The organism is Stenotrophomonas sp. AN71, from assembly GCF_050435725.1.
Lineage (GTDB): Bacteria > Pseudomonadota > Gammaproteobacteria > Xanthomonadales > Xanthomonadaceae > Stenotrophomonas.
On record NZ_JBNDKU010000003.1, the window covers coordinates 61278 to 80371 of the forward strand.

16 protein-coding genes are annotated in these 19094 nt (G+C 67.3%); 9 read left to right on the forward strand and 7 right to left on the reverse strand.

The annotated features are described in order from the left end of the window. Positions 1–54: 54 nt before the first annotated feature. The 4 genes from ABH900_RS06290 (at position 55) to ABH900_RS06305 (ending at position 4004) form a co-directional block, all read left to right on the forward strand. Entirely contained in the window at positions 55–1164 is a 1110-nt protein-coding gene (locus ABH900_RS06290) for an S-(hydroxymethyl)glutathione dehydrogenase/class III alcohol dehydrogenase (RefSeq protein WP_429622044.1), read from the forward strand. Between the two features lie 8 nt (positions 1165–1172). Further along, the gene (locus ABH900_RS06295; RefSeq protein ID WP_429622045.1) at positions 1173–1529 is read left to right on the forward strand and encodes a YqcC family protein; all 357 of its coding nucleotides are present in this window, start codon (positions 1173–1175) and stop codon (positions 1527–1529) included. 62 nt (positions 1530–1591) lie between these two features. Beyond that, positions 1592–2422 carry an S-formylglutathione hydrolase gene (fghA, locus tag ABH900_RS06300; protein WP_429622046.1) on the forward strand — a complete coding sequence of 277 codons (831 nt, stop codon included), beginning with the start codon at positions 1592–1594 and terminating at the stop codon, positions 2420–2422. 136 nt (positions 2423–2558) lie between these two features. Further along, a complete protein-coding gene (locus tag ABH900_RS06305) occupies positions 2559–4004 on the forward strand; it encodes a GGDEF domain-containing protein (protein ID WP_429622047.1) in 1446 nt (481 codons plus the stop codon). 143 nt (positions 4005–4147) lie between these two features. Here the strand turns inward: ABH900_RS06305 and ABH900_RS06310 are convergent, their stop codons facing one another. Beyond that, on the reverse strand, positions 4148–4588 hold the full coding sequence (locus ABH900_RS06310) for a universal stress protein (RefSeq protein ID WP_429622048.1): 441 nt from the start codon (positions 4586–4588) through the stop codon (positions 4148–4150). Between the two features lie 141 nt (positions 4589–4729). On the opposite strand from ABH900_RS06310, the gene ABH900_RS06315 reads away from it, so the two are divergent. The 4 genes from ABH900_RS06315 (at position 4730) to ABH900_RS06330 (ending at position 9860) form a co-directional block, all read left to right on the forward strand. Continuing rightward, positions 4730–5638 carry a LysR family transcriptional regulator gene (locus ABH900_RS06315; protein WP_429622049.1) on the forward strand — a complete coding sequence of 303 codons (909 nt, stop codon included), beginning with the start codon at positions 4730–4732 and terminating at the stop codon, positions 5636–5638. 191 nt (positions 5639–5829) lie between these two features. Then, the gene (locus ABH900_RS06320; RefSeq protein WP_429622050.1) at positions 5830–7344 is read left to right on the forward strand and encodes an MFS transporter; all 1515 of its coding nucleotides are present in this window, start codon (positions 5830–5832) and stop codon (positions 7342–7344) included. Positions 7345–7368: 24 nt separating this feature from the next. Then, a complete protein-coding gene (locus ABH900_RS06325) occupies positions 7369–8451 on the forward strand; it encodes an HlyD family secretion protein (RefSeq protein WP_429622051.1) in 1083 nt (360 codons plus the stop codon). Further along, positions 8448–9860, forward strand: a complete 1413-nt coding sequence (locus ABH900_RS06330; RefSeq protein WP_429622052.1) for an efflux transporter outer membrane subunit — start codon at positions 8448–8450, stop codon at positions 9858–9860. Before ABH900_RS06325 ends, ABH900_RS06330 begins: the two co-directional genes overlap by 4 nt. A gap of 45 nt (positions 9861–9905) precedes the next feature. Here the strand turns inward: ABH900_RS06330 and ABH900_RS06335 are convergent, their stop codons facing one another. The 6 genes from ABH900_RS06335 to ABH900_RS06360 all read right to left on the reverse strand — a co-directional run bounded on the left by ABH900_RS06335 (position 9906) and on the right by ABH900_RS06360 (position 15205). Then, a complete protein-coding gene (locus ABH900_RS06335) occupies positions 9906–10304 on the reverse strand; it encodes a hypothetical protein (RefSeq protein ID WP_429622053.1) in 399 nt (132 codons plus the stop codon). Positions 10305–10427: 123 nt separating this feature from the next. Continuing rightward, positions 10428–10766 (reverse strand): hypothetical protein, encoded by a 339-nt coding sequence (locus ABH900_RS06340; protein WP_429622054.1) that lies wholly within the window; start codon positions 10764–10766, stop codon positions 10428–10430. Between the two features lie 77 nt (positions 10767–10843). Further along, entirely contained in the window at positions 10844–11785 is a 942-nt protein-coding gene (locus tag ABH900_RS06345; RefSeq protein WP_429622055.1) for a DegV family protein, read from the reverse strand. 95 nt (positions 11786–11880) lie between these two features. Continuing rightward, a complete protein-coding gene (locus ABH900_RS06350) occupies positions 11881–12513 on the reverse strand; it encodes a 2-hydroxychromene-2-carboxylate isomerase (protein ID WP_429622056.1) in 633 nt (210 codons plus the stop codon). A gap of 20 nt (positions 12514–12533) precedes the next feature. After that, on the reverse strand, positions 12534–13796 hold the full coding sequence (locus ABH900_RS06355) for an amidohydrolase family protein (RefSeq protein ID WP_429622057.1): 1263 nt from the start codon (positions 13794–13796) through the stop codon (positions 12534–12536). Further along, positions 13796–15205: an amidohydrolase gene (locus tag ABH900_RS06360; protein WP_429622058.1), complete on the reverse strand. Its 1410-nt coding sequence runs from the start codon at positions 15203–15205 to the stop codon at positions 13796–13798. The genes ABH900_RS06355 and ABH900_RS06360 overlap by 1 nt, the downstream gene beginning before the upstream one ends. Before the next feature lie 247 nt (positions 15206–15452). On the opposite strand from ABH900_RS06360, the gene ABH900_RS06365 reads away from it, so the two are divergent. Further along, entirely contained in the window at positions 15453–19046 is a 3594-nt protein-coding gene (locus tag ABH900_RS06365) for an autotransporter domain-containing protein (protein ID WP_429622059.1), read from the forward strand. Positions 19047–19094: the final 48 nt, after the last annotated feature.

Sequence of the window (19094 nt, forward strand, 5' to 3'; positions counted from 1 at the left end):
GGCGCAACACAGCGCCGCGCATCCTGTTTCCCTTACGTATCCGGAGAGTCCACCATGAAGTCCCGTGCCGCCGTCGCCTTTGGTCCCGGCCAGCCGCTGCAGATCGTCGAGATCGACGTCGCCCCGCCGAAAGCGGGCGAAGTGCTGGTCAAGATCACCCACACCGGTATCTGCCACACCGATGCGTTCACCCTGTCCGGTGACGATCCGGAAGGCCTGTTCCCGGTGGTGCTGGGCCATGAAGGTGCCGGCATCGTGGTGGAAGTGGGCGAGGGCGTGACCAGCGTCAAGCCGGGCGACCACGTGATTCCGCTGTACACCGCCGAGTGTGGCGAGTGCCTGTTCTGCAAGAGCGGCAAGACCAATCTCTGCGTGGCCGTGCGCGCCACCCAGGGCAAGGGCGTGATGCCCGACGGCACCAGCCGTTTCAGCTACAACGGCGAGCCGCTGTACCACTACATGGGCTGCTCGACCTTCAGCGAGTACACCGTGGTGGCCGAAGTGTCGCTGGCCAAGATCAACCCGGACGCCAACCCGGAGCACGTCTGCCTGCTCGGCTGCGGTGTCACCACCGGCATCGGCGCGGTGCACAACACCGCCAAGGTGCAGGAAGGTGACAGCGTGGCGGTGTTCGGCCTCGGCGGCATCGGCCTGGCGGTGATCCAGGGGGCGCGCCAGGCCAAGGCCGGCCGCATCATCGCGGTGGATACCAATCCATCCAAGTTCGAGCTGGCCCGCGAATTCGGCGCCACCGACTGCATCAACCCGAAGGACTTCGACACGCCGATCCAGCAGGTCATCGTTGAAATGACCACCTGGGGCGTCGACCACAGCTTCGAGTGCATCGGCAACGTCAACGTGATGCGTGCGGCGCTGGAATGCGCGCACCGTGGCTGGGGCCAGAGCGTGGTGATCGGCGTGGCCGGCTCGGGCCAGGAAATCTCCACCCGTCCGTTCCAGCTGGTGACCGGCCGCAAGTGGATGGGTACCGCCTTCGGTGGCGTGAAGGGCCGCAGCCAGCTGCCGGGCATGGTCGAGGACGCGATGAAGGGCGATATCGAACTGGCGCCGTTCGTTACCCACACCATGGACCTGGACAAGATCAACGAAGCCTTCGACCTGATGCATGAAGGCAAGTCGATCCGTTCGGTGGTCCACTACTGAACCGCGGCGTGGGCTGGTTCGATGCCCTGCGCAGGCCGCGTGCGGACGATCCGCGCGCGGCCCTGGTCGATCCGATCGAGCAGGCGCTGCGGGGGCTGGGCTGGCTCGAGGGTGACGTCGGCTCGCCGCGCGCGGTGGATTCACCCTTCGGCATCGACGAGATGCCGTTCGAGCACTGGTTGGTGCAGGTGTTCCTGCCACGTCTGCACGAAGCTCGTGCAGGCGGCCAATGGCCGCCGCGCAGCCAAGTGGCGGTGGCGGCGTACCGTAACCTGGACGGGCAACCCGGTGTCGAGCCATTGCTGCGCCTGCTGTCGCAGCTGGATGAACTGATCAACAAAGGGATCCACGCGGTGCGTGGATAGGCCGACCAAGGTCGGCATCTACCGGAACACGCGTGCGCTGACGCGCCGTGCAGGAGAACACCATGGAACGCATTGAACATCGCGCCTGTTTCGGCGGCTGGCAGGACGTCTACCGCCATCATTCGACCACGCTGGGCTGCGACATGCAGTTCGCCGTTTACCTGCCGCCACAGGCGGAAACGCAGAAGTTGCCGGTGCTGTACTGGCTGAGCGGTCTGACCTGTACCGAGCAGAACGTCATCACCAAGGCCGGTGCGCAGCGCTACGCGGCCGAGCACGGGGTGATCATCGTCGCGCCCGATACCAGCCCGCGTGGCGAGGACGTGGCCGACGCCGATGGCTATGATCTCGGCAAGGGCGCAGGGTTCTACCTCAATGCCACCCGCACGCCCTGGGCGAAGCACTACCGCATGCACGACTACGTGGCGCAGGAGCTGCCGGCACTGATCGAAGCGAATTTCCCGGTCACCGGTGCCCGTGGCATCAGTGGCCATTCGATGGGCGGCCATGGCGCGCTGGTGATCGCGCTGCGCAACCCGGGGCGCTACCGCAGTGTGTCGGCGTTCTCGCCGATCGTTGCGCCCAGCCATGTGCCATGGGGGCAGAAGGCGTTCAGCGCCTATCTGGGCGACAACCCGGCGGACTGGGCGCAGTGGGACACATGCGCGCTGCTGGCCACGGCCTCCGAGCGGCTGCCGCTGCTGGTTGACCAGGGCGACGCCGACGAGTTCCTGCAGACCCAACTGCAGCCACAGCGCCTGCAGGCGGCCTGCGATGCGGCTGGCCATCCGTTGACCCTGCGCCTTCAGCCCGGTTACGACCACAGCTACTACTTCATCAGCAGCTTCATCGGCGAGCACATCGCCCACCACGCCCGCGCCCTGCACGGCTGACCGCCAAAAAGGGGACGGAGGGAATTAAGTCGTTTTAGGCGTAAACGACTTAATTCCCTCCGTCCCCTTTTTTTACGTGGCCGTGGCGCAGGCGGGGCTATCGTCCGCGCGTACGGTCCTGTCGATCGGGGGATGCATGCCGGTAGTGCTGGCGCTGCTGTATGTGCTGTGCCATGGCCTGGTGCTGACCCTGTGGCCGGGGCCCGCTGGGGCGGGATCCTTTGTCTTCCTGACCGGCGCCCCGTTGCTGGCGGCGGCGGCCTGCCTCTGGCGGGCGCGCCGCGATCAGGCGGCGCTGGGCTGGCGTGCCACCGCGCTGGCTTTGCTGCTGTGGGCCGGCGGCATGGCCCTCAACATGATCGACGCGTTGGGAGCCGGCCGCGCCGACATCACCCCGCGGGCAAGCCTGTTCCTGTACGTGCTGTACGGGGTGCCCCTGGTGTTCATCCTGGCCCGCGCACGGCGCGAGCGGCTCAGCATCAGCCTGATCGACGCGGCGATGGCCGCGCTGCTGGGCGTGCTGTTCTTCGTACACACGCAGTCCTTCGCCGACCGTGTCGAGAACGATCCATTGGCGCTGGCCCACATGCAACGGATGTTCGATATCCAGAACCTGTGCATCGCGGGCTTTGCGGTGGTGCGTTGGCTGGCCGGTGACATCCCCGAGCGGCGCAGCTTCTTCCGCGTGCTGGCGTTGTATGCGCTGGCCTATCTGCTGGTGGCGTACTACATCAACCACTACACCTCCGGCGATGCGTTCGGTGCCTACAACGACCTGCTGATCGACCTGCCGTTCCTGCTGCTGGCCCTGTTGGCGCTGAGCCAGGCGCTGGCTCCGGCATTCGTGCCGCATCCGCGGATGGCCCGCACGGTGCAGGCCGCTGGCCCGATGATCCTGCCGCTGCTGCTGCTGGTGGTCGGCACCCTGGTGGTGGATCATGCGCGACCGCTGGCGGTGGCGGGGTTCGTGGTGGCAACGCTGGGCTTCGGCCTGCGCAGCATCCTGCTGCAGACCGATCTGATGGAGCGGCAGGCGGCGCTGGACCAGCTGGCGCGACTGGACGGCCTGACCGGGGTGGCCAACCGTCGGCAGTTCGATGCGGCGCTGCTGGGCGAATGGAACCGGGCGCGCCGCAGTGGCAGCGAGTTGGCCCTGCTGCTGGTCGACATCGACCACTTCAAGGCGTTCAACGACCAGTACGGCCATCCTGCCGGAGACCGCTGTCTGCAGGCGGTGGCGACTGTATTGAAGGCAACCGCCGGCCGCGCGGGCGACAGTGTTGCGCGCTATGGCGGAGAAGAGTTCGCGGTGATCGTGTCCGGAAGCTCGCTGTCGGGCGTGCTGGCGCTGGCCGAACGCCTGCGCGAGGCGGTGGAGGCGCTGCCGTTGCCGGAAGGGGCGATCAGTATCAGCGTCGGCGTCGGGTTCCTGCATCCGCCGGCCCTGGCCAGTGCCGACCAGCTGTTGGCCGATGCCGATGCCGGGCTATATGCCGCCAAACGTGCCGGTCGCAATCAGGTGATCCTGCATGCGCACGTGCTCGACGATGAAGGCAACGCGCACGGCACGATGGATTGTTGAGGCGCCGGCGGCGCCGGTAGTTGCCAAGCCTGGTTGGCGGCCTCTGCCCGAAGTGCCAACCAAGGTTGGCGTCTACCAGGACGGCGCAGCGCAGGGATTGGGTAGTTGCCAACCTTGGTTGGCAGCCATCCGAGCGGGGCAGGTCAGCCATCGCGGGTCTCGACCAGCACAGGGCAGGGCGCGTGGTCGATGGTCCATTGCCCGATCGATGGTTCGAACAGGCGTTGCAGCCGGGACAGGTGGCGATGCCCGATGACGATCAGATCGCACTTCAGGCGGCGGGCCTGCTCGCTGATCACTTCGCCGGGTTCGCCGGAGGGAATCTGCGCGATGGCGTCGACGCCGCGTTCGCGCAGTTCGGCCAGCGCTTCGGCCAGCACCGCTTCGGCACGTGAGCGTTGGTGCGCGGCTTGCGGGTATTCGATGCGGTCGGCCTCGCTGGCATCGGCGGCCAGCGCGAATTCGGGGTCGAGCACGCACAGCAGGTGCAGGCGGCTGCGTGGGCCGGCGATGGCCGCAGCGAGGTCCAGCACGCGTGCGTGCTGGGGGCCGCCGTCGAGGGCGACCAGCAGGGTGTTGAACATGGATGTCTCCGTGGCAGGCCGGGGATGGTCGCCCATGCCGCACCGTGCACCCATGCCGTGCGGTGCAGTAAATACGTGCACGGTATGCAATCGACTTTGCCTGGGAGTGTCGTAGATTCATTCCATCCGTTGGAGACTGCCATGCCCCTGCCCGACCTCAACCTGCTGCTGGCCCTGGACGTCCTGCTGGACGAAGGCAGCGTCGCCGGGGCGGCCCGGCGCATGAATCTGAGCGCGCCGGCCATGAGCCGCACCCTGGGGCGGATCCGCGATGCGCTGGGCGACCCGGTACTGGTACGCGCAGGCCGCGGTCTGGCACCGACCCCGCGCGCACTGGAACTGCGCGAGCAGGTGCGCGACGTGATCGAGCAGGCCCATCGGGTGTTCAACGATGGGCGTGAGGTGGACATCCAGACCCTGGAACATACCTTCAGCATCCGCGCCAACGACGTGTTCATCGGCAGCTACGGCGGCCGCCTGCGGGACGTGTTCCGCCAGCAGGCGCCACGCTGCACGCTGCGGTTCATGCCTGAAGGCGATACCGACGATGACGCGATGGTGCAGGGCCGGATCGACCTGTATATCAGCACTGCCGGCAAGCATACGCAGGAAACCAAGGTGCAGAACCTGTTCACCACGGCCTTGCTGGGCGCAGCGCGTGAGGATCATCCGTTGTTCGACGGCGATATCACCGCCGAACGGTTTGCCGCCTGCGACCACATCGCCGTCTCGCGGCGCGGCATCGCGCATGGACCGATCGACGACGAACTGGCACAGCTGGGCCTGCGGCGGCGGGTGGCGATGGTGATCCCCACCTTCCATGGCGCGATCTTCGCCGCAGCCACCTCGGACCTGGTGCTGCCGCAGATGCCCAGCGTGATGCTCGATCGTATCGCCTACATGGGACTGCCACTGCGCATGTTCCCGCTGCCGGTGCCAGTACGCACGGTGGCATTGGTGCAGGCCTGGCACCCGCGCATGGACAACGACCCGGCACACCGCTGGCTGCGCCGTGCGATCAAGAGCATGTGCGACGCCGACGCTTTGTAGCGTCGAGCTTGCTCGACGTTACGAAGCGCCGATCTATAGCGCACCGCAAACCGTGCGTCCGGCGCACGTCTGGCATTGCACCCACGCCATTTTTCGCAGTAGTGGGCCTGCCTAGACTGCACTCCCCACATTCACGGAGCGCACGCCATGTCGCTTCACCTGCCGTGCGCTGCACGGATCGGCCCCCACCCATGAGCGCGATCACCCTGCCACAGGCCCAGGTCGCCCCGCTGGCCCCCGCGTTTGATCGCCGCATCGTGGTCGGCCTGTGCGGTGTGCTGCTGGTGGTGCTGGTGTCGGGCTTCAACGAGAACGTCACCAAGGTTGCGTTGGCCGACATCCGCGGCGCGATGGGGTTCAGTGTCGATGAGGGCAACTGGATCACTGGCATCTACAGCGCCATGTCGGTCAGCGCGATGGCCTTTGCACCCTGGTGCACGACCACCTTCTCGTTGCGCCGCTTCGGCCTGGTGATGATCACCGCCTTCATGTTGCTGGGCGTGCTGAGCCCGCTGGCACCGAACCTGCCGATCTTCCTGCTGCTGCGCGCGTTGCAGGGCCTGGCCGGTGGCGCCCTGCCGCCGCTGCTGATGAGCGTGGCCCTGCGCTTCCTGCCGCCGGGTATCAAGCTGTACGGCCTGGCGGGCTACGCGCTCACCGCAACGTTCGGGCCGAGCATGGGCACGCCGCTGGCCGCGCTGTGGGTCGAGCACGCGGGCTGGCAGTTCGCGTTCTGGCAGATCGTGCCGTTCTGCGTGGCCGGCATGGTGATGGTCGGCTGGGGCCTGCCGCAGGACCCGATGCGCCTGGAGCGCTTTGCCCAGTTCAACGGTGTGGGCCTGGCCCTGGGGCTGCCGGCGCTGGTGATGCTGGTGCTGGGCCTGACCCAGGGCGCACGCCTGAACTGGTTCGATTCGCCGCTGATCACGGTGTTGCTGGGCGGCGGCACCGGCCTGCTGGTGTTGTTCTTCATCAATGAGTGGTTCCACCCGCTGCCGTTCTTCAAGCTGCAACTGCTGGCCCATCGCAATCTCAGCTATTCGCTGGTCACCTGCATGGGTGTGCTGTTCGTACTGCTGGCGGTCATCTCCATCCCCTCCGGCTTTCTGGCCAGCGTGCAGGGCTACCGCCCGCTGCAGACCGCGCCGATGTTGTTGTGGGTGGCGCTGCCGCAGGCCATTGCGTTGCCGCTGGTGGCTGCCCTGATGAACCAGCGTGCGGTGGATTGCCGCTGGGTGCAGGCGGCCGGACTACTGCTGCTGGCCGCGGCGTGCTTCATCGGCGCACACCTGGATGTGCAGTGGAACCGCGACACCTTCCTGTGGGCGCAACTGCTGCAGGTAGTGGCGCAGCCGATGGCGGTACTGCCGTTGCTGCTGCTGGCGACCACCGGCCTGGCGCCGCAGGACGGTCCCTATGCCTCGGCCTGGTTCAACACCGTCAAAGGCTTTTCGGCAGTGCTCGCCGGTGGCGTGCTCGATGCGGTCGGACAGTCACGGCGCCACTTCCATTCCACCGTGCTGGTCGACCACCTGGGCAACCAGCCGTGGTTGCCGGCCGGCGCCGATCTGCCCGCGCGCCTGCACGCCCAGGTGCAGGCGCTGACCTCGGCGGACCTGTATTGGTTGGTCGCGCTGGTGGCCCTGGGCTGCCTGCCGCTGCTGCCGTGGGCCACCCGTGTCCATCCGCCACGCGCCGTGGCCTGACCCTCACCCGCAAGGACTCCCCCCATGAGCCTCAACAAGACAACCCTCAACACCGGCCTTGTGCTGGGCGTCCTGGCCCTGGCCATCGGCAGCTGGCTGCTGCTGCGCGAAGGGCGTTACCAGCGCACCGACAACGCCTACGTCAATGCCGATTTCACCGTGGTCGCACCGAAGGTGGCCGGCTTCGTCAGCAGCGTCGAGGTGCAGGACAACCAGCTGGTGAAGGCCGGCGACGTGCTCGCCCGCATCGACGACCGCGACTACCAGGTGGCACTGCAGGCCGCGCGTGCCGACCTGGCCAGCGCCCGTGCACAGCTGGCCAACGCGCAGGCCGCACTGGCCCAGCAGGACTCGCTGATCGAACAGGCCAAAGCCAGTGTCGATGTCGGTCGCTCCGAACTGACCCTGGCCAGCGCCGACCAGCAGCGCTACCGCGAACTGGCTCGTGACGGCGCCGGCACCGTGCAGAACGCCGAGCAGGCGCAATCGAAGCAGGCCGTGGCCAGCGCACATCTGCAGCAGGGCCAGGCGGCGCTGTCGACCGCTCGCCAGCGCACTGACATTCTCAACGCCGGCGTGCAGGCCGCGCAGGCCGCCGCGCAGCGCGCAGAAGCGGCACAGGCGCGCGCTGAACTGGATCTTTCGCACACCGTGCTGCGCGCACCGATCGACGGTGTGGTGGGGCGTCGTGCGGTGCGCGTAGGTGCCTACCTGACCCCGGGCACGGCGGTGGCGGCGGTGGTGCCGTTGAAGCGCGCGTTCGTGGTCGCCAACTTCCAGGAAACGCAGATGACCCGCATGCAGCCCGGCCAGCAGGTCGAACTGAAGGTGGACGTGTTCCCCGGCAAACCGCTGCGCGGCCACATCGACAGCATCGCGCCGGCCACCGGCGTCACCTTCGCTGCCGTCGCACCGGAGAATGCCACCGGCAACTTCACCAAGGTGGTGCAGCGGATTCCGGTGAAGATCGTGCTGGAGCCGGGCCAGCCGCTGCTGGACCAGCTGCGTGCCGGCATGTCGGTGGAAGCCAGCGTTGACCTGGGCGGCGGCGCGCGTGTGCAGAGCGTGCAGCGCGAACGGGGCCGCGCGGGCGGGGAAGGCGCATGAGCGCAGACGCCGCGTTCCGCACCTTCATCGCGGCAACCCTGTGCACGGCCCTGGTCGCATGCACGATGGGCCCGGACTTCGTGCGCCCGCAGGCGGAGCTGCCCAACCATTGGCAGGGCGAGGCGGTCGCCGGCAGCGCCATCGAACAGGACACCGCCTGGTGGGCCGGCTTCGACGATCCAGCGCTGGGCCAGTTGGCCAACCGGGTACTGCAGGCCAACCTCGATCTGCAATCGGCGGCCAACCGCGTGCAGCAGAGCCGCGCCGCGCGCGATGTCACCGCGGCCGACCGTCTGCCCAGTGTCAGTGCCAGCGCCAGTGGCACGCGTGCACGCAACAGCGAGGTGGGCTTGAACGATCCCTCCGGCAATGGCGGCCGTGACGATTACGGGTTGTTCCAGGCCGGCATCGGTATGAGCTGGGAACTGGATCTGTGGGGCCGCGTGCGGCGCCAGCTGGAAGCGGCCGATGCCCGCGTGCGGATGGCCGAAGAGGACGCACACGCGGTGCGCATCGCGTTGCTGGCGGAAACCGCGCGTGACTACCTGCAGCTGCGCGCGACGCGGCAGTTGCTGGCGATCACCGAGGACAACCTCAGCATCGCCCACGACATCAAGCGCCTGACCGAGGCGCGCCAGCGACAGGGCGTGGCCAGCACGCTGCAGGTATCCAGTGCGGCGGCGCAGGTGGCCTCGCTGCAGGCGCGCATCGCGCCGCTGCGGCATCGTGAATCGCAGTTGCGCAATGCGCTGGCGTTCCTGGTCGCCCAGCCGCCGCAGGCACTGGATGCGCAGCTGCAGGATGCGCGTCGTGACTGGCCGGCGTTGCCGGCGGTGGCGGTGGGTGTGCCCAGCGAACTGGCCGAGCGCCGCCCGGACATCCGTCGTGCCGAGGCGGCATTGCATGCCGCGACGGCAGGCGTCGGCGTCGCCCAGGCCAGCTTCCTGCCACGCATCACCTTGAATGGCGATGCCGGTTTCCAGGCCAGGCAGCTTGACGATCTGGACGGTTGGAACGCGCATCGCTTCAGCATCGGGCCGTCGATCAGCGTGCCGATCTTCCAGGGCGGACGGTTGAAGGCCAATCTCGCGCTGAGCAGGCTGCAGCAGCAACAATCGGCGCTGCAGTTCCGGCGCACCGTGCTGCAGGCCTGGCATGAGGTGGATGACGCCATCGATGGCTACGCCGCCGAGCAGCAGCGCACCGTGCAGCTGCAAGTGGCGGTGGAGGAGAGCGAAACCGCGTTGGGTGCGGCGCGTCTGCAGTACCAGGCCGGCGTGGTGGACATGCTGGATGTGCTGAGCACCCAACGCATCGCGCTGGACAACCAGGCCGCGCTGGCCAACAGCCAGGCCACGGCGGCGATCGCCCGGGTGGAGCTGTACCGCGCGCTGGGCGGTGGCTGGTAGATATGTGGAAACGCCGGGCCATGCCCGGCGAGCATCGCGGCCGCCTCAGTTCGACGGTTTCTCGCGCTTGCGGAACAACAGATAGGGCCAGATACCGACCAATACCAACGCGATGATCGTGCCGTAGGCCCGGGCGAAGACCGGCTTCGCGGGATCGGTCCAGACCATGGCGAGCAGGAGCAGGCCAAACACGATGGTCGGTCCACCCAGCAGAATCATCGCGAAGGTCTTCACTTTTCCGCTGGTGGGGGCGTTGGCCAGTTTGCCGACCATGTCGGTACCACCGAAGTACACCTGCAGCGCATCGTTGGTCGAGCGTGCGGGTTGTGGCTTGGCAGGTTCGGCGGGAGCCACCGGCTGCTGCAGGTCCACTTCCTGAGACGCCTGCGGCAGCAGGTCGGGCAGGTTGGTCTGCTCGATGAGGGCTTTCAGTCTGGGGTCCATGTGCAATCCGTGCAGCTACCCTTGGCGGCGGCACGATAGCAGCACGCCCGAGCCGCAGATAGTGCCGACCAAGGCCGGCAACTACCGTGGAACCCGCACGCCGGGCCACGCCCGGCGCTCGCCTCAACGCACGTCGCGCAGTTCCCAGTGGCTACCGGCCAGCAGGCGCAGGCGCTGCTTGAACACATCGCTGTCGATGCGCGTGGTGGCGACCAGGTTGATGCGCAGGTCCTTCTGCTCACCGGTCACGGTGGCCTCCGGGTCGGTCGCGCCCCACTGCGGTTCCACCGCATCCGGGTCGGGTTGCTTGGCCTTCCAGCGCTCGAACAGCGTGCCGCTGCGCAGCGCGTCCTGCAGTTCCTCGGCGAAGCCGCCGGCGCCCTGCGAATGGAAGGACAGGTCAGGGTCGTTGCCGCGGGCCTTGGACGGGTCGGGCAGGCTGATGTGGTACTGCGCAGGCATGGTGTTCTCCTTGAAGTGCGGCAAGGCTGGCACAGTCGCGGTGGAATCGATGTGCAGATTCCTGCCGCAGGCTGTCCTTATTCGAACCGGTGCGGCCCATCGGCAAAGCCCACGGTGACCGCACCCTTGCCGACGTTGACCATGCCGGTCAGGCTCATCACCGATTCGTACACGCTCACGCCGTGGCCGGCGCAGACTTCCTTCATCTGTGCATAGCCGGGCAGGCTGCGCAGTTCGTCCAGTTCGCCGCCGTAGCTGACGCACACCGTCGGTGTCATCAGCCCGGCACGCACGCGCTGGCCGACCACCGCGAACAGCTTCTGCACCGCGCTGTCGAAACCCTTGATCTTGGCCACCGGCCCGGTCTCGCCGCGGTAACCGTGCAGCACCGGCTTGATGTCCAGCGCACTGCCCAGCGCCGCGCTGAGCAGGCCGACGCTGCGGTCGCCCTTGTGCCGCGCGCGTGCGCGCATGTAGTACAGGTCGCGGGTGATCATGTAGCCGTGCACGTTGCCGGCCAGTTCTTCCAGCCGCTCGCGGATCTGCTGCACGCTGGCGCCGCTGTCACGCAGGCGTACCGCTTCCACGGCGGTCACCGCCTGCGCGGCGAACAGATTCTGGGTATCGAGTACGCGCAGCGCGAAGGGCGAGTTGTAGCCCGCCGCCTGCCGTACCGGCTTGTAGTCGTTGAGAATGGCGAAACTGGCCTGCAGCGCGTTGTCATGGATCGGGCTGCGGGTCTTGGTGATGGTCATGCAGAACACGTGGTCGTAGTCGATCACCAGCTGCTGCAGGAACAGGTCACGGATCTGGTTGACGCTGAACGGGATGGTTTCCGCTTCAGCGCCATGCTCGGCCACGTGGGCGTGCAGGAAGCTCAGCGTGGCCTGCTCGTCGCGGTGATCGGCCAGCACGGCCTCGCCGATCCTGACGGTGATCGGCAGCAATACGATGTTGTGTTCGGCGATGAAGTCCTGTGGCAGGTCGCAGGCCGAGTCGACGACGATTCCGATGCGCATCCGCGGCTCCCCCTCCAGGGCGGTTGTAGGTTCGGAAATGTGAAAACTATCTCAAAACTGCGCCCGGCGCGCGAGGGGAATGCGCCGGGGCCTGTTCAGCGACTGCGCTGCACGGCCACCGGCAGGCTGGCCAGGCGCAGCCATTCGGGCTGCTGCAACAGGCTCGGGTCGTCCAGCACGGCGGCCATCAATGGGTGGGCATCGTTGCCCCAGAACAGCTCATTATCGATGGCCAGGGTTGGCACCCCGAACACGCCGGCGGCGATGGCGGCCTCGGTATTGCGTCGCAGCTGCTCCTTGACCGCCGGATCGGCAATGGCAGTGACGACATCCTCGATGCCCAGCCGCGCGCCCGGTTCGCGCAGAGCCTCGGCGCTGTCGCCGGCATGGCCATCGCGCCAGATCCAGTCAAACAGCACGTCCACGGCCTGCACGCTGGCCCCGGCCGCCAGGCACAGCCGCAGCGCCGACAGCGGGTTGAACGGATGGCCGGGCGGGAAATGCAGCGGTGTGCCTTCGGCCTGCGCGGTCCACTGCAGGTGGCGATATGCGAAGCGCCGTTTGGCGGGGATCTCCGCAGGTCCCAGGTTGCCCAGGTGATGCAGCACCGCACCGAAGGCGATCGGTACGGTCTGGATCTGCGCGAACTGTGGCAGCTGCTTCAGCTTCTGCCAGTGCAGGTAGGAATACGGCGAAACGAAGTCGAAATACCAGCGCAGCGTAGCCATGGGTGTTTCCTCCGATGCGGTCAGGGTTGCGCGTTGCGCTGCAGGTAGCGGTCACGCAGTTCGGTCTGGCGCGAGCGCATCGGCATCGCACGGCCGCCCAGCCAGACCTGTTCGGCATAATGCGCCACATCCAGCGGATCGCCTTCCCACAACACCAGGTCGGCGCGCTTGCCGGGCTCGATGCTGCCGATCTGATCGGCCACGCCGAACGCCTGCGCCGGTATCCGGGTCAGGCCGGCCAGGCCGTCGGCCCAGGGCAGGCCGTTGGCTACCGCGTTGCCTGCCAGCTGGCGCATCTTGCGCGCGTTGTGCGAGGCATCGCCGCGCTGCACGAACGACACCGCCACGCCAGCGCGCTGCAGGCGCGCCGCATTTTCAAGGGTAGCGCCGATCTGGTCGAAGCTGGCCGGCAGATTGGAAAGCACGTCGACGAACACCGGCACCTGCGCGGTCGCCAGCTCCGGTGCCAGCTGCCAGGCCTCGCTGCCACCGGCAATGGCGATCTTCACTTTCTCGCGTGCGGCCCAGCGCAGCAGCTGGCGGATGTCCGCAGCGCGGTCCACCTCCACCACGATGCGGCCCTGGCCGCCCAGGTAGCGCCCCAGCGTGCGGCGCCCGGCCGGCGTCAGCAGTGCATGCGGTGAATCGGCAGCGACCTGGCCGCGTGCCTCATCCACCATCTGCTGCAGCAGCATCCATTGCGCAGCGCGCGAATGCCCGGTCAGCTCAGATGCCGCCGAGCCCAGGCGCAGGAACAGCGCGCGTGGCCCCAGCGGATCGGCGCTGCCATCGAGCCGCATCACACCGCCCTGTCCGGCGACGAACCCGCCGCCCGTGGCAGCCCCCAGCGCAGTGAAGCCAATGCCTTCCAGCCGCGCCACCGGAATCAGCACCGATGCCGGGTTGTAGGCCAGGGTGACGTCGAATTCCGGCCGCAGCGGCTGCTCGCCGATCTTCAGCGTGCTGTCGACCGTGCTCGCTTCGCCCGACACCTCTTCGATGCCGATCTCGGTGATGCCGCCGAACAGCGCCGGGGTCAGCGGCCGGCCATTGGCTTCGATCACGCTGGCCCCGGCCGGCGCGGCCAGGCCGGGGCCGACTGCGCGGATGACCCCGCCCTGCACCAGCACATCGGTGTGCTGCAGGCTGCCGCGGGTGCTGGCGGTGTGCACGGTGGCGTTGCGCACCAGCAGGTCCTGCGCCGATGCTGTGGTTGCCAGCAACAACAGCGCAACCACGGTAGCGCCGGACCATGCCCGGCGACGCTCGTTCAACACGCCCATCAGTGCACCTCCTGGCCAAGCTGGAAATCAGAACGTGGCGTGGTCGCCGGCGCACTGCGGTCATACAGCCGTCGACCGTCGATGAAGACCTGCTCGGCCAGCGCGTATGAGCTGAACGGATTGCCGTTCCACACCACCACGTCGGCCATCTTGCCGGCTTCCAGGGTGCCGGTCTGGCCCGCGATGCCCAACGCCTTGGCAGCGTTGGCGGTCATCCAGGTGATGGCGTGCTCGGGCGTGATCTCCGGCATGTGCGCGCGGCGCGCGACCGCGATCACTTTGGCCGCCTCCTGGTTCAGGCGCTGAATGCCTTCGGGCGAATCGGAATGGACGATGGCGCAGCTGTTCTTCGGCCGGTCGACCAGCGCGATGTTCTCCTGGATGCCGTCGAACGCCTCCATCTTGAAGCCCCACCAGTCGGCCCACAGCGCACCGCAGACACCGTCGGCGGCCAACCGGTCGGCTAGCTTGTAGGCCTCCACGCCGTGGTGGAAGGCGGCCACCTTGAAGCCGAATTCCTTGGCCAGGTCGAGCATGGTGGCCATCTCGTCGGCGCGGTAGCAGTGGATGTGCACGCGGATATCGCCCTCGATGGCGCCGGCCAGGGTGTCCAGCTTGAGGTCGCGCTTGCCGCCGGCATCGCCTGCGCTGTCGCCCTTGTCGCTGCCGAACCAGCCCTTGCGCTTGGCCGGCTTCGGCGTGTTCTTGGCGATGTAGTCGGCGGCATCGATGAAGGCGGCGCGGTAACCGGCCACGTTGCCCATGCGCGTGGCCGGCGCTACGCCCTTGCCTTCACCATAGACCCGCTTGGGGTTCTCGCCACAGGCCATCTTCAATCCCCACGGTGCACCGGGGAACTTCATCGCCTGGTAGGTGATGGCCGGTACGTTCTTCAGGGTCACGCCACGGCCACCGACCAGGTTGGCCGAGCCGGGCAGCACCTGCATGCTGGTCACGCCGCCGGCCAGTGCCGTGGCGAAGCCCGGGTCCTGCGGCCATACCGAGTGTTCGGCCCAGACGTTGGCGGTGACCGGGGCAGTCATCTCGTTGCCGTCGCTGTGCGCGCCGACGCCGGGGCTGGGGTACACGCCCAGGTGCGAATGCACGTCGATCAGGCCCGGTGTGACCCACTTTCCCTGCGCGTCGATGCGGGTGACGCCTGCGTCGGCCTGCAACTGGCGGCCCACGGCGGCGATGCGGCCCTCGCGCAGCAGCACGTCGGCATTGTCCAGGCGCTGGCCAGTGCCGGTCAGCACGGTGGCGTTCTGGATCAGCACCGGCGCATCGGGATGGGCCTGGTAGGTGCTGGGGTAGGGATCGGCCACGAAGCGCGAGGCGCCCACCGCCGGCGCGGTGGTCAGTGAGAGCAGCGCCAGTCCCAGGCCGGTGCGCAACAACGTCGATGCCATGCAGTTCCCCTTCCGCTGAACATGAATTCTTCGACGCTAGCCGGGGCCGGGGCGGCTTGCCAAGTGGCCTTGGGCAGGGGAGTGGGGGTAGGGGTAGGGATTTTCTGATGGAGGATTTGTGAAGGAAATATTAACGTTGGATGAAGCGGGGGCTGATTGCGTCTTGTACTGACCTGCATCACCAGCTTTCGCACGTGCTCCAAGAGGGAGCCAGCCCGCACTTTTCATGGAATCAAGGACGCAACCGATGACTGCTGCAATACCCTGCCGTTCGACCGTTTCGCGCCGTTCCTTCCTCCCTTCGCCGCTGGCTTCGGCCATTGTCGGTTCGTTGCTGCTGACCACCGCGCTGCCGGTCCTGGCCCAGGACAGTGACGATGCCCTGGCCCGTTACCAGCTGCAGCGCAGTCTGCAGTCGGCGTTCGCCGCGCCAGGCGGGGTGTCGGCCTCCGCTCCCGCATTGATCGCCCCCACGGTATCGATCCCGGAGACGGCGCTGGCTCCCAGCGTCAGCACCCCGGCCCAGCCGATCATGGGCAAGCCCGGTGATGCCGCCAGCTGGCGTACCAGCGAATTCAACCTCGACTGGGGCCTCGCTGCGATCAATGCCGATGCCGCCTATGCGCGCGGACTGACGGGTACCGGCATCCGCCTGGGCGTGTTCGACAGCGGCAGCGGTCTGGACCATCCCGAATTCGCCGGCAAGAACAACCGCAGCATCCGCATCGCTGACCTGATGGCCGATGGCACGCGCTGCACCAACACCAGCGTGGTGCGCGGCCCGGCGGCCTGCTTCGCCAGTGATGGCGATGACGTCCAGATCAGCTATGTGGGCTACAACGCCAATGTCCCCGAGAACATCCGCAGGATCATCGAGTCGGGCCCTTACGTGCAGCCGGGCATGCAGTTCGAGATCCACGGCACGCACGTTGCCGGGACCATCGCGGCGAACCGGGATGGCAACGGCATGCATGGCGTGTCCTTCGGCTCGGACCTTACTGTTGGGCGGCTGTTCTCCGACAGCATCCGCGAGTGGCAGCGTACTGCGGACGGCTATGCGGTGGTGACGCTGGGCGCGATCGGTCCGAAGCTCAGCGCCTTCCAGGACATGTACGACCAGATGAACGCCCAGGGCGTGCGTGCCATCAACCACAGCTGGGGCCTGGCTGTGGAACCGCCGACCGCGGCGGACATGGACGAGATCTACAACGATCCCGATGATCGCCAGTACCTGAGCACCTTCGCTGACGGTTCGCGTGCGCGCGGGATGATCCAGGTGTGGGCGGCAGGCAACACCAATTCTCTCATTCCGACGCCTGCGCAGAGCCCCATTGCCGGCATGTACGCCACGCTGCCGCGCGCCTTCGCCGACATCGAGCCGTACTGGTTGAGTGTGGTCAACGTCGGTACCAACCTGACCCTGAGCAATCGCTCCAACAAGTGCGGCCTGAGTGCCAACTGGTGCCTTGCGGCGCCGGGTTCGGACATCGTGTCGACCGCGTACGGTGACGATTCCACTCTCGCCGGCAGCATCGGCATCGACGCCAATGGCAACGTCAGCCTGGACATCCAGCAGCGCGTGCCCACCTACGGCTACGCAATGCTGAGCGGAACGTCGATGGCCGCACCGCATGTCACCGGCGCGCTGGGCCTGCTGTTTGAACGCTTCCCCTATCTGGACAGCGCTCAGGTGCGCGATGTGCTGCTGACCACGACCACCGATCTGGGAGCGCCAGGCATCGATGACATCTACGGCTGGGGCCTGATGAACCTGGCCAAGGCCATCGAGGGTTACGGATCGCTGCGCGTGGACACCAACGTGGTGATGAACCAGCGCGCCGGTGGGCTGAAAGTGTGGGAAGGCGATGCATGGGATGACTGGCGCAACGACATCGGCGGCCCCGGCAAGCTGACCAAGAGTGGCATCGGCTGGCTGCGCTTGAGTGGCGACAACAGCTTCAATGGCGCCCTGCTGCGCGAGGGCGTGCTGGAACTGGATGGCATCAACACGCTGACCAGTGCGGTAGACGTGGCCGGCGGGACCTTCCTGCTCAACGGCACATTGAAGAACACGGCACTGAACAGCCTGGCAGGCGCCAGCCACGTCAGCGCCAGCGGCGTGCTGGATGGCTCAGACCTGACAGTCATCGGCGGCGTGACGATCTTCGACGGCGTCCAGCGTGGGGCCCGGACGTCGGTGGCTGCGCAGGGAACGTTCGAATTGAACGGCAGGCTGGAAAACAGCAGGCTGACCAGCCTTGGCAACGGCCGGGTCAATGCCGGCGGCGTGTTGGCAGGTTCTGACCTGATCATCAATGGCGGAGTGCTGTCGTTCAATGGCGTACAGACCGGCGGCAGTACCGTCGTTGGCCCGCAGGGCACGCTGAAGGGTATCGGCCAGCTCGGTGACACCACCGTGTCCGGCGTCGTAGCGCCGGGCAATTCGATTGGCACGCTGACCATCAACGGCAATTACGTGCAGACCGCTACCGGTGTGTACCAGGCCGAGCTGGCCCCGGGCGGCCGCAGCGACCAGCTGCGTGTCACCGGCACCGCCACGTTGGGCGGCACCCTGATTGCGCTGCCGGAGCCGGGAACCTACTACCTGGGCGAACAGTTCAACTTCATCCGCGCTGATGGCGGAATCAGCGGGCAGTTTGCCACCACCGACTTCAGCGCGTTCTCGCCCTTCATGAAGTTTGCGCTTGCCTATGGCACCGGCGGCGCGCGCATCGAAGTGACCCGCGGCAATCCGCTTGCCAGCGCCGCCAACACGGAAAACCAGCGCGCGGCCGCCGTCGTGGTCGACAGTCTGGCGGTCAACCAGGGCCTGCCGCGCCCGCTGACGCTGCTGTTCCCGCAGCAGGTCGGGGCAGCATTGGATGGCCTCACTGGCGAGCTGCATGCTGCCACCGCGATGGCCCTGGTCGAGGGCAGCCGCTATGTGCGTGACGCTGCACTGTCGCGCCGGGTGGGTGCGAGCGCCCCGGGTGCGGACAGCGAGGCAGCCACGGGGGTCTGGATGCAGGCGATCGGCGGCAGCACCACACTGGACGGCAATGGCAACACCGCACGCACCGAGGCCAACAGCAATGGCCTGTTGATCGGCGTGGACCGTGAGATCAACGGCTGGCAGCTGGGCGTGTTGGCCGGCACCGGCCGTACCGATGCCAAGCAGCAGGAAACGCGCCGTGCGCGTGCAAAGGTCGACAATACGCATCTGGGCGCCTATGCCAGCCACGAGTGGGGTGCCTTTGGCCTGCGGGGAGGCCTTGCATGGAGCGAGCATGAGGTGAAGAGCACGCGCGAGCTGGCCTTCTCCGGCTACAGCGACACGCTGGCGGCCCGCTATGACGGTCGTACCCGCCAGGCGTTCATCGAGGCGAGCTACCGCTTCGGCGGCCGCGAGGCGGGACTGGAGCCCTACCTGCAGCTGGCTCGCGTGGAAGTGGACATGAAGCGCGTCAACGAACGCGGCGGTGCTGCCGCGCTGCAGGGCGAGGTGGACGATCTCCGTACCACGGTGGCAACGGCCGGCCTGCGTTTCGACAAGGGCCTGAAGGCTTCGTTCCAGCAGGACAGCTGGCTGCATCTGCGCGGTGGCGTGGGGTACCGCCACGCCAGCGGCGATCGCGACCCGTCGGCCCGCTTTGCCTTCACCAGCGGCAGCGACAGCTTCGTGGTCAGCGGGGCGCCGATCGCCGACAACACCGTAGTGGCTGAACTGGGTTTGTCGGCGTGGCTGACCGCGCGCCAGCAGCTGGAGCTGGGCTACAGTGGCCAGTATGGTGACGAAAGCCGCGACCACAGTGCGAACCTGCGCTGGTCCGTGCGTTTCTGATCCACCGGTTCCCCTGCAACGGGAATCCCCGGGAGGGCGGCCGCAGGT